This window comes from Rhodopseudomonas palustris (assembly GCF_003031265.1).
Classification (GTDB): Bacteria; Pseudomonadota; Alphaproteobacteria; order Rhizobiales; family Xanthobacteraceae; genus Rhodopseudomonas; species Rhodopseudomonas palustris_H.
Genome location: NZ_CP019966.1, coordinates 333157 through 345404 on the forward strand (window position 1 = coordinate 333157; position 12248 = coordinate 345404).

The following is a 12248-nucleotide window of genomic DNA, read 5'->3' on the forward strand; positions in this document are numbered from 1 at the left end:
TTTGGTGCGATTCTCGCCCCGTTGTTCACAGGTTACACAGGGCTACGATGCTGACCGACGGCAGCTACTTTCACCTTCATCTGGTCTCGGACTCGACCGGCGAAACTCTGATCACGGTGTCGCGTGCGGTGACGGCGCAATACGCCAACGTCACCCCGGTCGAGCATGTCTATCCGCTGGTGCGCAGCCAGAAGCAGCTTGATCGCGTGCTGCAGGAGATCGAGGAAGCGCCCGGCATCGTCCTGTTCACGCTGCTGGAGACCGAGCTGGTCACCCGGCTCGAGGCGAAGTGCCAGGAGATCAACAGCCCGAGCCTGTCGATCATCGGTCCGGTGATGCAATTGTTCGAAGCGTATCTCGGCGCGTCGACGATGGGCCGCGTCGGTGCGCAGCACACGCTCAATGCCGAATATTTTCAGCGCATCGATGCGTTGAACTATTCGATGATGCACGACGACGGCCAGCACGTCGAAGGGCTTGAAGAAGCCGACGTGGTGCTGGTCGGTGTGTCGCGCACATCGAAGACGCCGACCTCGATCTACTTGGCCAATCGCGGCATCCGCACCGCGAATGTGCCGCTGGTCGCCGGCATTCCGATTCCGCATCAGCTCGAGACGCTGAAGAAGCCGCTGGTGGTCAGCCTGCATGCGTCGCCGGAGCGTTTGATCCAGGTGCGGCAGAACCGGCTTCTCAGTCTCGGCGCCGGCACGGGCAATGACTCTTATATTGATCGCCAGGCCGTGACCGACGAAGTGCTGCTGGCGCGCAAGCTCAGCGCCAAATATGGCTGGTCTCTGCTCGACGTTACCCGCCGCTCGATCGAAGAGACTGCCGCGGCGATCATGAAACTGCTTGCCGATCGGCAGCGCCAGAAGGTGCCGGAATGACGCTGTGGCTTGGGCCGCAGCCGCTGGTGCTGGCTTCGCAGAGCCGCGCCCGCCAGACGGTGCTTAGCAACGCCGGAATTCCGTTCGATGCGATTCCGGCCGACATCGATGAGCGCGGCATCGCGGACGCATCTGGCCTCAGTGCGCCGGGTGAGATCGCCGGGCTGCTGGCGCAGCAGAAGGCGGCGTTCGTCAGCAACCATCATCCCGGCCGCCTAGTGCTGGGCGCTGATCAGACGCTGGCGCTCGGCGCGCGTGGTTTCAACAAGCCCGCTGATCGCACCGCCGCTGCCAAGCAGCTCCGCGAACTCGCCGGCCGCCGTCATGAATTGCACTCGGCGATTGCTATCGTCCGCAACGGCATCACGTTGTTTGCCGATGTGTCGATCGCGCGGATGACGATGCGGCCGCTCACCGAGGCGGAGATCGACGCCTATCTCGACGTGGTCGGCGACAAGGCCACCACCAGCGTCGGCGCCTATCAGATCGAAGGCCTCGGCGTGCACCTGTTCGACGGCATCCACGGCGATCATTTCACCATCCTGGGTCTGCCGCTGTTGCCGCTGCTCGGTTTTCTGCGTAGCCAGAACCTGCTGGCGGTCTGACGCGCGGGCGACGAACCAAACAACAAGCGAGACGCAGAACTGATCGGGATCGGATCTGAAACGTCTCGCGGGGAAGAAAAAGACGGAGGCGACGGAATGCTGGTGCTCGGACTGACCGGTTCGATTGGGATGGGCAAATCGACCACCGCCAAGCTGTTCGCGGAAGCCGGCGTGCCGGTCTACGACGCCGACGCCACCGTGCATAAGATCTACGAGAACGAAGCCGTGCCGGCGATCGAAGCGGCATTTCCCGGCACCACGGTCGGCGGCAAGGTCGATCGCGCGCTGTTGTCGGCAAAGGTGGTGCATGATCCGGCCGCGATGAAGCGGCTCGAAGCAATCGTGCACCCGATGCTGCGCGCTCATCACCAGCAGTTTCTCGACGATGCCGAATCATCCGGCGCGCCGGTCGCGGTGGTCGATGTCCCGCTGCTGTTCGAGACCGGCGGCGAAAAGCGTGTCGATGCGGTGGTGGTGGTGACGACCTCGCCGGAGGTGCAGCGCGAACGGATTCTCGCGCGCGACAACATGACCCCTGAAAAACTCGATGCGATTCTAGCCCGGCAGATGCCCGATGCCGAGAAGCGCAAGCGCGCGGATTTCGTGGTGGATACCTCCAACGGACTCGACCCGGTGCGGCTTCAGATCCGCGAAATCCTCGAGGCCGCTGCTAAAATGCCGCGCCGGCGCGACTGATTCGCGCGGCGACCAACACGGTCTGATCAAAAGCGATGCGTGAGATCGTCCTCGATACCGAAACCACCGGCCTCGATCCGCTGCGCGGCGATCGACTGGTCGAAATCGGCTGCGTCGAGATTTTCAACCGGATGCCGACCGGTCGCACCTATCATCGCTATCTCAATCCCGAACGCGATATGCCGGCCGAGGCCTTTGCGGTGCATGGGCTGTCGAGCGAGTTTCTCGCCGACAAGCCGCTGTTCGCGCATGTGGCGGACGAGTTTCTCGAATTCATCGGCGATGCGCCGCTGGTGATTCACAACGCCTCGTTCGACATCGGCTTCATCAATGCGGAGCTGTCGCGGCTGTCGCGTGCGCCGGTGCCGCGCGATCGCCTGGTCGACACCCTGCTGCTCGCCCGCCGTAAGCATCCGGGCGTGTCGAATCGGCTCGACGATCTGTGCTCGCGTTACGCGATCGACAATTCGCGCCGGACCAAGCACGGCGCGTTGCTCGACGCCGAGCTGTTGGCCGAAGTCTATATCGACCTGATCGGTGCCCGGCAGTCGCAGCTCATCCTGGCCGACGTGCCGGCCGAGGTGGTCGGAGCTGCCAGCGAGAACCGTCGCCGCCAGCGACCAGCGCCGCTGCCGAACCGGCTGACCGACGCCGACCTCGAAGCCCACCGCGCCTTCATCGCCACCATGGGCGACAAGGCGATCTGGCCGGACTATCTGGCCGCTGGCGCCTGAGCGTTTGTTTCCCCGAAACGACAATGCCCGGCACGCCGGCCGGGCATTGCAGAAGTCATGAACGTGAGCGGCGAGCGGATCAGCTCGGCTGGCCCTGCTGCTGGGCGCGCTCGAGGTTCTGGCGATACAGGCCGATGAAATCGACCGGATCGAGCATCAGCGGCGGGAACCCGCCGTCGCGCACGGCGCTGGCGATGATCTCGCGCGCAAACGGGAACAGCAGCCGCGGGCATTCGATCATGATCAGCGGATGCAGGTTCTCCTGCGGCACGTTCAGCACCCGGAACACGCCCGCATAGGCCAGCTCGAAGCTGAACAGCACGCTGCTGCCGGATTCGGCCTTGCCTTCGATCGACAGCGTCACTTCATATTCGTTCTCGCCGACGTTGTTGGCGCCGACGTTGATCTGGATGTTGATCGCCGGCTGCTGCTGCTGCGGGGCGAGCGACGCCGGGGCGTTCGGGTTCTCGAACGACAGATCCTTGGTGTACTGCGCCAGCACATTGAGTTGCGGAGGAGCACCCTCGGGAGGCGTGCCGTTACCGTTGGTCATCGATGGTTCTCCTGGAAGCGGATTTGGATGGCGGCCGCCGACTTGCAGAGGGCGTCGCAACAATGGGCAGGTGCTTTGGCGAGTGGCTATCATACGCCCCCGGCGTTCCACAAGGTAGACAGAGGCTGCGGCCGCAGCCTGGCAGGCGGGTGCCGGATACCGCGCCCACAGCCTAAAGGTCCCGGGACGGCCCGCCGAAACCTCTCCTTAACCGCCCACCGGCCAGGTTTTCGGGCCTCTCACCGGTTTCCGGCGGGGCGCGAAGCGCGTAAGCTCGCCGGGCCACAGCTCCAAAGATCGCTGTGTGGGGGTTGCCAACCCCACCGGCTGTGCCAAAACGCGCCATTGGCGCGCCGCGGTTGATGCCTACATGGTGCAAACCGGCTCTCTGCCGCGTTGGCGTCGCGAGGCCGGAGACCAAAGCGCGCCGGCAGGCCCCGGCCCGATCAGAAAGTGAATGCGACGTGGATATTTACACCATCATCTTCCTGGCGCTCGCGGTGTTCATCTTCCTGCGTCTGCGCAACGTGCTCGGCCAGCGCACCGGCAGCGAACGGCCGCCGTTCGATCGCGCTGCCGCGCGGGACATGATTCCCGGCAAGCAGGACACCAACGTGATCTCGATGCCCGGCACCGTGATCGACCAGGCGCCGATGGCGCCGAACGCGGACGTGGTGCCGCCCTCCGATCGCTGGAAGGGCATCGCCGAGCCGGACTCCCAACTTGAGCACGGCCTCAACGCCATCGCCCAGAACGATTCCTCGTTCGACGCGCAACACTTCATCGCCGGCGCCAAGAGCGCCTATGAGATGATCGTGATGGCGTTCGCCAATGGCGACCGCCGCTCGCTGCGGGATCTGCTGTCGAGCGAGGTCTATGAGAGCTTCGATGCCGCGATCAAGGATCGCGAGAAGAACGACCTGAAGGTCGAGACCCGCTTCGTGTCGATCGAGAAGGCCGAGCTGATCAGTGCCGAACTGCGCGATCGCACCGCGATGCTGACGCTGAAGTTCGTGTCGCAGATGATCTCGGCGACCCGCGACAAGACAGGCGCGGTGGTCGACGGCTCGCCCGACAAGGTCGCCGACATCACCGACGTCTGGACCTTCGCCCGCGACACGAGCTCGCGCGATCCGAACTGGAAGCTGGTTGGGACCGGCAGCGGCAGCTGACGCACGCGGCGCGCGCCGCGCCGCCCTGGCCGGCTGCGTTCTCGCAGCCGCGCTATTGTCTGCGCCGAGTGAGGCGGACGCGCGCAGCCGGCATCACCATTCTGGCGCCCGATCCGTCTCGAAATTCGCCGAGCATCACGCAAAGTATCGGCATCCGCTGTGGCCGCTGGAAATCCCGGGCGGCCAATATCTGCCGGTCGCCTGGTCGGACGTCCCTGGTTGGGACGCCGACGATCAACTCGCCGCCCTGAAAACCTTCCGCGTCAGTTGCCGCCCGATCCTGGCGGGGGGCCGAGCGCCCTCGATCGACAAGCCGCTCGGCGGCTCGTTGTGGGAGCCGTGTCATGCGGCGCGCTCGGCGCACGTCACCACCGCGGCCGAAGCTCGCGGGTTCTTCGAACAGCATTTTGTGCCGCTGCAGATCTCCCGTCTCGGCGAGCCGCTCGGCTTCGTCACCGGCTATTACGAGCCGGTGATCGAAGGCTCGGCGGTCAAGACCGACGACTATACCGTGCCGGTGTATCGCCGCCCCTCGAACCTGTTCGTCCGCGGCTACAAGCAGGATGCGGCCCTGCCGAATGGCGGGCCCGTGTTTCGCAAGATCGGCCGGCGCAAGCTGGTGCCGTATTACGACCGCGGAGAAATCGAAGACGGCGCGATCGACGGCCGGGGTCTGGAGATCTGCTGGCTGAAGAGTCAGACCGATCTGTTGTTCGCGCAGATCCAGGGATCGGCGCGGATCAAACTGCCCGACGGACGGGTGATTCGAATCAATTACGACGCCCACAATGGTTTTCCCTACACGCCGGTCGGTCGCATCCTGATCGAGCGCGGCATCATCCCGCGCGAAGAGATGTCGATGCACCGCATCCGCGATTGGATGGACGCCAATCCCGAGGGCGCCAAGGAGCTGCGGCGTGCGAACCGCTCGTATGTGTTCTTCCGCAAGGTCGAGCTGAAGGATGACGATGAAGCGATCGGCGCCCAAGGCGTGCCGCTGACCCCAGGCCGCTCGATCGCCGTCGACAAGGGACTGCATGTTTACGGCACGCCGTTCTTCATTACGGGCGAGCTGCCGATCGATTCCCCGACCGCGAAGACAGCGTTTCGGCGGCTGATGATCGGCCAGGACACCGGCTCGGCGATCGTCGGCCCGGCGCGCGCCGACCTGTATTTCGGCGCCGGGGCCGAGGCAGGTGCGGTGGCAGGCCGGATCCGGCACCCGATCGCGTTCGCCATGCTGGTGCCGAAGAGCCTCGATCCGGTTGCGCGCGCCCGCAGTCTGCCGGTGCCCGAGCCGCGTCCGCCTGCCAAAATCAACAAGCCCGCAGCGACGCCGTCGAAGTCCGGTGGTAAAGACGGAGCCACGACTGTCCCGACACCGGATAGCCGGCCAGCTGCGGCGCCGTCACGGCCGCCGGCTCAACGTCATCGCTCCCACCACTCGCGGCACCATCGCCACCTGCCCTGATCTCGATGAAACGCATCATCCCGCCGCTCGACCCGCCGATGTCGCGCCGCAAGCGCAGCCTGACAGAGGACGAGCGGGCGCTGTGGGACGGCGTGGCCCGTCAGATCAAGCCGCTGCGCGGCCGACCGCGGCCGATCAAGGTCGAGATTGCCGATCCGCAGGTCCCTGCACCGGCGATCAAGCCGGCGCCGGCGGCGCCGCCGCAACCGCTCAAGCGGGCCGCGAAACCATCACTCCCGACCGCCCCGCCGCCGCTCGCCACGCTGGGGCGCCGCGAACGGGCGCATCTGTCGCGTGGCCGCAAGGACATCGACGCGCGGATCGATCTGCACGGCATGACCCAGGCGCGCGCGCATCACGCGCTGCTGTATTTCCTGCAGCGCGCCAGTCATGACGGGCTCGGCTTCGTGCTGGTGATCACCGGTAAGGGCAAGAGCGGCGATACCGAACGCGGCATCCTCCGTCGCCAGGTGCCGCAGTGGCTCGCCCTCCCCGAATTCCGCGCCTATGTGGTCGGCTTCGACGAAGCCCACATCGGCCACGGCGGCGAAGGCGCGTTGTACGTGCGGGTGAGACGAGCGCGGTAGTCGAACTTCGTCGCCACCATGCCGTCATCGCCCGCGAAGGCGGGCGATCCAGTATTCCGAGCCTCTATTAGTTAGCAGCTACGCCCTGCAATATTGGGTCGCCCGGACAAGCCGGGCGATGACGTGGTCGGGTGGGGCGAGGACAGTTATTACTTGCAGCGCATCATACATAAAAATTCGTCATTGCCGGGCTTGACCCGGCAATCCATCATCTTTCGAAAGAGATGGATGCGCGGGTCAAGCCCGCGCATGACGTTTGTTGGCGTAGCTGCGGTCGGTGAACAAACGAAGTGCCTTATGGCCAACTACAAAATAAACCGGCTCAGATCCGTGTTCTTCGCCAGATCGCCGACGTTTTTCTGGACGTAGTCGGCGTCGATGCGGATGGTTTCGCCGCCGCGGTCGGGGGCGACGAAGGAGATCTCGTCGAGCACGCGTTCCATCACGGTCTGCAGCCGGCGCGCGCCGATGTTTTCGACGGTGGAGTTCACCGCGACCGCGACATCGGCCAGCGCGTCGATGGCGTCGTCGGAGAAGTCCAGCGTCACGCCCTCGGTCTTCATCAGCGCCACATACTGCTTAATCAGCGACGCCTCCGGCTCGGTCAGGATCCGGCGCATGTCGTCGCGGCTCAGCGCGTTGAGCTCGACGCGGATCGGCAGTCGGCCCTGCAGTTCGGGCAGCAGGTCGGAGGGCTTGGCGATGTGGAACGCGCCAGAGGCAATGAACAGGATGTGCTCGGTCTTCACCGCGCCGTGCTTGGTCGACACCGTGGTGCCTTCGATCAGCGGCAACAGATCGCGCTGCACGCCTTCGCGCGAGACTTCACCGCCGCTGCGACCGTCGCGCACGCAGATCTTGTCGATCTCGTCCAGGAACACGATGCCGTTGTTCTCGACCGCGGCGATGGCTTCCTGCACCAGCTGATCGGTGTCGAGCAGCTTGTCGGCTTCTTCGTTGACCAGGATCTCGTGTGAGTCGGCCACCGTCAGCCGCCGCTTCTTGGTGCGGCCGCCCATCTTGCCGAAGATGTCGCCGAGCGAGACCGCGCCGATCTGCGCGCCCGGCATGCCGGGGATTTCGAACATCGGCGAGCCTGACCCGGCCTGGGTCTCGATCTCGATTTCCTTGTCGTTGAGCTCGCCGCCCCGCAGCTTCTTGCGGAACGAGTCCCGCGTCGCCGGACCCGAGCCGGGCCCGACCAGCGCATCGAGCACGCGTTCTTCGGCGGCGACCTGGGCGCGGGCCTGTACGTCCTTGCGCTTCTTCTCGCGCACCTGCGCGATCGCGACCTCGACCAGATCGCGGATGATCTGTTCGACGTCGCGGCCGACATAGCCGACCTCGGTGAACTTGGTCGCCTCGACCTTGAGGAACGGTGCGCCGGCGAGCTTCGCGAGCCGCCGCGCGATCTCGGTTTTGCCGACGCCGGTCGGGCCGATCATCAGGATGTTTTTCGGCAGCACTTCTTCGCGCAAGGACCCTTCGAGTTGCAGCCGACGCCAGCGGTTGCGTAGCGCGATGGCGACCGCGCGCTTGGCGTCGGCCTGGCCGACGATGAAGCGGTCGAGTTCGGAGACGATTTCACGGGGGGAAAAGTCGGTCATGGGGCCTACGTAAGGTCGGTCGAACGAGGGAACAAGCGGGGTCAGATGATCGGCGGTCCTGCCTGCCATTGCCGGATGGCATCGAACGGATGAATCAGCATGATCACGTTGAGGGTCAGATTGTCGCGGATGTGCAAACCGACCAGCACTTCGAACAGCACCGCGATCGCGACGGTGGCGGCGATCGGCAGCCAGCGTGCGAGCAGGAATCCAAAGATCATCGCAAGCGTATCGGCGACCGAATTGACGATGCTGTCGCCGTAGTAATCAAGCGAGATCGTGCCGGCGCGGTAGCGCTCGATGATGAAGCTCGAATTCTCCGCCAGCTCCCAGCCGCCTTCGATCAGTGTCGCCACGATCAGCCGCGCGGTCCACGACCAGCGCCGCAGCAGCAGCCACGTGCCGGCATAGAACAGGAAGCCGTGGATGATGTGCGAGAACGTGTACCAGTCGGTGAGATGCTGCGAGTTCTCCGAACTCTGCACCAAGCCGTGCCACAGCTTGACGGTGCCGCAGGTGCAGATCGGCACCCGTCCCATCGCAAACAGCGCAGTCGCCTGGACGGCAAGCAGAGCCAGGACGACGGCCAGTGCCCAGCGGACCGGCAGGCCGGTCGCTGACGACATCGGCCGTTCGGCCCCGGCCGCGCTCATGCGGTCAGCGTCTCGAGCGTGAGATTGCCGTTGGTGTAGACGCAGATGTCGGCGGCGATGCCGAGCGACTTTCGCACGATGGTCTCGGCGTCCTGATCGGTGTCGATCAGCGCGCGGGCGGCGGCCAGCGCATAATTGCCGCCGGAGCCGATCGCCATCACGCCGGCTTCGGGCTCGAGCACGTCGCCGGTGCCGGTCAGCACCAGCGACACATCCTTGTCGGCCACGATCATCATTGCTTCCAGCCGGCGCAGATAGCGGTCGGTGCGCCAATCCTTGGCGAGTTCGACCGCCGCGCGGGTGAGCTGGCCGGGGTACTGCTCGAGCTTGGCTTCGAGCCGCTCGAACAGCGTGAAAGCGTCGGCGGTGGCTCCGGCGAAGCCGCCGATCACGTCGCCCTTGCCGAGCTTGCGAACTTTCTTGGCGTTGGCCTTGATCACGGTCTGTCCGATCGAGACTTGGCCGTCGCCGCCGATCACGACCTTGCCGCCCTTACGCACGGTCAGAATGGTGGTGCCGTGCCAGACCGGGGGGCCGGCGTCTGCCGAAGAGCTATGAGGTGCCATGGAGTTCCTTTCGCGAGCGCTGATCTAGGCACGGCCGGGCGGCGATGCAATTGCTCTCCGGGAGGCCGCCGGAGCGGCCAATCCGCTCACCATAGGACGAAGATCGGCCCCGCTCCGCAGCTGGCGCAGTAGCGAAGGTGTCACCGGCCTGTTAAAAGACCGGCGTTTTTACCGGAGAGCCCGCTTCATGCGCACGGCGACGATCAAGCGCAAGACCAAGGAGACCGACATCGAGGTCACGGTCGACCTCGACGGCACCGGTGTGGCCAACGCCGCCACCGGGATCGGCTTCTTCGACCATATGCTCGATCTGCTCGCCAAGCATTCGCGGATCGACATCACCGTCAAGGCGGTGGGCGACCTCCATGTCGACTTCCACCACACCACCGAGGACGTCGGCATCGCGCTCGGCCAGGCGGTCAAGCAGGCGCTCGGCAATATGGCGGGCATCAGCCGCTATGCCAGCATCTTCATGCCGATGGACGAGACCCTGACCCGGGTCGTGGTCGACGTCTCGGGCCGCCCGTTCCTGGTGTTCAAGGCGGACTTCCCGCGCGACAAGATCGGCGAATTCGACACCGAGCTGGTGCGGGAGTGGTTTCAGGCCTTCGCCATGAACGCGGGCGTGACTCTGCACGTCGAGACCCTATATGGCGAGAACAGCCATCACATCGCCGAATCCTGCTTCAAGGGATTGGCCCGGGCGCTGCGCGCGGCGGTCGCGATCGATCCCAAGACGGCCGGTGAAGTGCCCTCGACCAAGGGGCAGCTCGGCGGCTAATCGCCGTCGGGCGGCGGAGACAAGTCCATGCCGGTGTTCACTGTTCATGCCCCGCGGGCGGACGACGACGAGCTGCAGCAGGCTGCGCCCGATCAATTCCGCTTTGTCCGTGATGGCTTTTACGTCTGGGCTTTCGTGTTCGGCCCGTTCTGGCTGCTGTACCGCCGGCTCTGGCTGGCGACGCTCGGCTATGTGGTGGTGATCGCCGTCTCCGCGGTCGCGCTCACGGCGCTGCATGCCGGAAGCGGCACCCGGTTCGTGGTCGCACTGCTGCTTGCCAGCCTGCTCGGGCTCGAGGCTGGCAGCCTGTGGCGCTGGACCCTGGCCCGCCGCGGCTGGCAGTCCGTTGGCGTCGCGGTCGGCGAGGACCGCGAGATCGCCGAACGGCGGTTCTTCGATCGCTGGGTCGCAGGCCAGCCGCAACCGGTCAGCTTCACCCTTCCGGTCGACCGCGGCTCGCCGCCGCCGGCGCGCAGCATTCCGCTGCCCGCGTCGTCGATCCATGGCGACATCTTCGGCTCGTTCCCGAATCCCGGAGGCTCGCGATGAGCGTCGCGATCATCGACTACGGCTCCGGCAACCTGCACTCGGCGGCGAAAGCGTTCGAGCGCGCGGCGCGGAGCATGGAAAACCCCGAACCGATCCTGGTGACCCGCGATCCGGACCAGGTGTTCCGGGCCGACCGAGTCGTCCTGCCGGGCGTTGGCGCCTTCGCCGATTGCCGCAAGGGACTGGATTCGATCGACGGTATGGTCCAGGCGCTGAACGAGACGGTGCGGGTCAAGGCCCGGCCGTTCTTCGGCATTTGCGTCGGCATGCAGCTGATGGCGACGCGCGGCAAGGAGCACGTCACCACCGACGGGCTCAACTGGATCGCCGGCGACGTCGTCAAGATCGCGCCCAATCGCGAGGATCTGAAGATCCCGCATATGGGCTGGAATACGCTCGATCAGATCCGCGAGCACCCTGTGCTGGACCGGCTGCCGCTTGGTTCGAAGGGCCTGCACGCCTACTTCGTGCACTCCTTCCACCTCGCCGCCGAGCATGAAGGCGATGTGCTGGCGCGCGCCGATTACGGCGGGCCGGTCACGGCCGTGGTCGGCAAGGACACCGCGATCGGTACTCAGTTTCACCCCGAGAAGAGTCAGCGCTTCGGCCTGGCGCTGATCTCGAACTTTTTGAAGTGGAAGCCGTGATTCTCTTCCCCGCGATTGATCTCAAGAACGGCCAGTGCGTGCGGCTCGAACAGGGCGACATGGCGCGCGCCACGGTGTTCAATCTCGATCCCGCCGCGCAGGCGCAGAGCTTTGCGGCTCAAGGCTTTCAGTACCTGCACGTGGTCGATCTCGACGGCGCCTTCGCCGGCAAGCCGATGAACGCCCAGGCGGTCGAAGCGATGCTGAAGGTGGTCAAGATGCCGGTGCAGCTCGGCGGCGGCATCCGCGACCTCAAGACCATCGAAGCCTGGCTGTCCAAGGGCATCGCCCGCGTCATCATCGGCACCGCCGCGGTGCGCGATCCGGCGCTGGTGAAGGACGCCGCCAAGGCCTTTCCGGGCCGCGTCGCCGTCGGTCTCGACGCCCGCGACGGCAAGGTCGCGGTCGAGGGCTGGGCGGAGAGCTCACAGGTCACCGCGCTGGATATCGCGCAACGCTTCGAAGACGCCGGCGTGGCCGCCATCATCTTCACCGACATCGCCCGCGACGGCCTGCTCAAGGGCATCAACTGGGACGCCACCATTGCGCTCGCCGAGGCGATTTCGATTCCGGTGATTGCCTCCGGCGGCCTCGCCTCGATCGAAGACGTCAAGACGCTGCTCAGCCCGCGCGCCAAAAAGCTTGAAGGCGCGATCGCCGGGCGGGCGCTGTACGACGGCCGGCTCGATCCCACTGAGGCGCTGGCGCTGATCGGCGCCGCCAAGGCGGCCTAAGGAGCC

At 65.5% G+C, this 12248-nt stretch carries 15 protein-coding genes; 11 read left to right on the forward strand and 4 right to left on the reverse strand.

Annotated elements, in window-relative coordinates; translation table 11 throughout:
* The first annotated feature begins 47 nt into the window (after positions 1-47).
* From RPPS3_RS01570 to dnaQ, 4 genes are all read left to right on the forward strand, one after another.
* Positions 48-887, forward strand: coding sequence for a pyruvate, water dikinase regulatory protein (locus tag RPPS3_RS01570; RefSeq protein ID WP_107342542.1), 840 nt, complete (start codon positions 48-50; stop codon positions 885-887).
* Positions 884-1492, forward strand: a complete 609-nt coding sequence (locus tag RPPS3_RS01575) for a Maf family protein (protein ID WP_107342543.1) — start codon at positions 884-886, stop codon at positions 1490-1492. The genes RPPS3_RS01570 and RPPS3_RS01575 overlap by 4 nt, the downstream gene beginning before the upstream one ends.
* Before the next feature lie 96 nt (positions 1493-1588).
* On the forward strand, positions 1589-2188 hold the full coding sequence (gene coaE, locus RPPS3_RS01580; RefSeq protein ID WP_107342544.1) for a dephospho-CoA kinase: 600 nt from the start codon (positions 1589-1591) through the stop codon (positions 2186-2188).
* A 35-nt stretch (positions 2189-2223) separates the two neighbouring features.
* Positions 2224-2922 carry a DNA polymerase III subunit epsilon gene (gene dnaQ, locus RPPS3_RS01585; RefSeq protein ID WP_107342545.1) on the forward strand — a complete coding sequence of 233 codons (699 nt, stop codon included), beginning with the start codon at positions 2224-2226 and terminating at the stop codon, positions 2920-2922.
* A 79-nt stretch (positions 2923-3001) separates the two neighbouring features.
* Here the strand turns inward: dnaQ and secB are convergent, their stop codons facing one another.
* Positions 3002-3475, reverse strand: coding sequence for a protein-export chaperone SecB (secB, locus tag RPPS3_RS01590; RefSeq protein WP_011155870.1), 474 nt, complete (start codon positions 3473-3475; stop codon positions 3002-3004).
* Positions 3476-3939: 464 nt separating this feature from the next.
* On the opposite strand from secB, the gene RPPS3_RS01595 reads away from it, so the two are divergent.
* From RPPS3_RS01595 to RPPS3_RS01605, 3 genes are read left to right on the forward strand one after another with little or no spacing between them, the layout of a single operon-like run.
* Entirely contained in the window at positions 3940-4647 is a 708-nt protein-coding gene (locus RPPS3_RS01595; RefSeq protein WP_107342546.1) for a Tim44/TimA family putative adaptor protein, read from the forward strand.
* Positions 4625-6118 carry a murein transglycosylase A gene (gene mltA / locus RPPS3_RS01600; protein WP_107342547.1) on the forward strand — a complete coding sequence of 498 codons (1494 nt, stop codon included), beginning with the start codon at positions 4625-4627 and terminating at the stop codon, positions 6116-6118. Before RPPS3_RS01595 ends, mltA begins: the two co-directional genes overlap by 23 nt.
* Positions 6119-6123: 5 nt before the next feature.
* Positions 6124-6705, forward strand: a complete 582-nt coding sequence (locus tag RPPS3_RS01605; RefSeq protein WP_107342548.1) for a Smr/MutS family protein — start codon at positions 6124-6126, stop codon at positions 6703-6705.
* Positions 6706-7010: 305 nt separating this feature from the next.
* Here the strand turns inward: RPPS3_RS01605 and hslU are convergent, their stop codons facing one another.
* From hslU to hslV, 3 genes are read right to left on the reverse strand one after another with little or no spacing between them, the layout of a single operon-like run.
* Complete coding sequence (gene hslU, locus RPPS3_RS01615) at positions 7011-8312, reverse strand: ATP-dependent protease ATPase subunit HslU (protein WP_107342549.1); 1302 nt, start codon at positions 8310-8312, stop codon at positions 7011-7013.
* Positions 8313-8353: 41 nt separating this feature from the next.
* Positions 8354-8965 carry a DUF2585 domain-containing protein gene (locus RPPS3_RS01620; protein WP_107342550.1) on the reverse strand — a complete coding sequence of 204 codons (612 nt, stop codon included), beginning with the start codon at positions 8963-8965 and terminating at the stop codon, positions 8354-8356.
* Complete coding sequence (hslV, locus tag RPPS3_RS01625) at positions 8962-9531, reverse strand: ATP-dependent protease subunit HslV (protein ID WP_011155876.1); 570 nt, start codon at positions 9529-9531, stop codon at positions 8962-8964. The genes RPPS3_RS01620 and hslV overlap by 4 nt, the downstream gene beginning before the upstream one ends.
* A gap of 187 nt (positions 9532-9718) precedes the next feature.
* On the opposite strand from hslV, the gene hisB reads away from it, so the two are divergent.
* Genes hisB through hisA form a run of 4 tightly spaced genes read left to right on the forward strand, consistent with a single transcriptional unit; the run spans position 9719 to position 12242 of the window.
* The gene (hisB, locus tag RPPS3_RS01630) at positions 9719-10312 is read left to right on the forward strand and encodes an imidazoleglycerol-phosphate dehydratase HisB (RefSeq protein ID WP_107342551.1); all 594 of its coding nucleotides are present in this window, start codon (positions 9719-9721) and stop codon (positions 10310-10312) included.
* Positions 10313-10339: 27 nt separating this feature from the next.
* Positions 10340-10861, forward strand: coding sequence for a DUF2628 domain-containing protein (locus RPPS3_RS01635; protein WP_107342552.1), 522 nt, complete (start codon positions 10340-10342; stop codon positions 10859-10861).
* Positions 10858-11508 carry an imidazole glycerol phosphate synthase subunit HisH gene (hisH, locus tag RPPS3_RS01640; RefSeq protein ID WP_107342553.1) on the forward strand — a complete coding sequence of 217 codons (651 nt, stop codon included), beginning with the start codon at positions 10858-10860 and terminating at the stop codon, positions 11506-11508. Before RPPS3_RS01635 ends, hisH begins: the two co-directional genes overlap by 4 nt.
* Entirely contained in the window at positions 11505-12242 is a 738-nt protein-coding gene (hisA, locus tag RPPS3_RS01645) for a 1-(5-phosphoribosyl)-5-[(5-phosphoribosylamino)methylideneamino]imidazole-4-carboxamide isomerase (RefSeq protein WP_107346382.1), read from the forward strand. Before hisH ends, hisA begins: the two co-directional genes overlap by 4 nt.
* Positions 12243-12248 lie beyond the last annotated feature (6 nt).

Excerpts from the sequence above, each read along its gene's own strand:
- RPPS3_RS01620 (WP_107342550.1), bottom strand. The coding sequence starts at position 8,965 with ATGAGCGCGGCCGGGGCCGAACGGCCGATGTCGTCAGCGACCGGCCTG.
- RPPS3_RS01635 (WP_107342552.1), top strand. The coding sequence starts at position 10,340 with ATGCCGGTGTTCACTGTTCATGCCCCGCGGGCGGACGACGACGAGCTG.
- hisB (WP_107342551.1), top strand. The coding sequence starts at position 9,719 with ATGCGCACGGCGACGATCAAGCGCAAGACCAAGGAGACCGACATCGAG.
- coaE (WP_107342544.1), top strand. The coding sequence starts at position 1,589 with ATGCTGGTGCTCGGACTGACCGGTTCGATTGGGATGGGCAAATCGACC.
- RPPS3_RS01570 (WP_107342542.1), top strand. The coding sequence starts at position 48 with ATGCTGACCGACGGCAGCTACTTTCACCTTCATCTGGTCTCGGACTCG.
- dnaQ (WP_107342545.1), top strand. The coding sequence starts at position 2,224 with ATGCGTGAGATCGTCCTCGATACCGAAACCACCGGCCTCGATCCGCTG.
- RPPS3_RS01605 (WP_107342548.1), top strand. The coding sequence starts at position 6,124 with ATGAAACGCATCATCCCGCCGCTCGACCCGCCGATGTCGCGCCGCAAG.
- secB (WP_011155870.1), bottom strand. The coding sequence starts at position 3,475 with ATGACCAACGGTAACGGCACGCCTCCCGAGGGTGCTCCTCCGCAACTC.
- hslV (WP_011155876.1), bottom strand. The coding sequence starts at position 9,531 with ATGGCACCTCATAGCTCTTCGGCAGACGCCGGCCCCCCGGTCTGGCAC.
- hslU (WP_107342549.1), bottom strand. The coding sequence starts at position 8,312 with ATGACCGACTTTTCCCCCCGTGAAATCGTCTCCGAACTCGACCGCTTC.
- RPPS3_RS01575 (WP_107342543.1), top strand. The coding sequence starts at position 884 with ATGACGCTGTGGCTTGGGCCGCAGCCGCTGGTGCTGGCTTCGCAGAGC.
- hisH (WP_107342553.1), top strand. The coding sequence starts at position 10,858 with ATGAGCGTCGCGATCATCGACTACGGCTCCGGCAACCTGCACTCGGCG.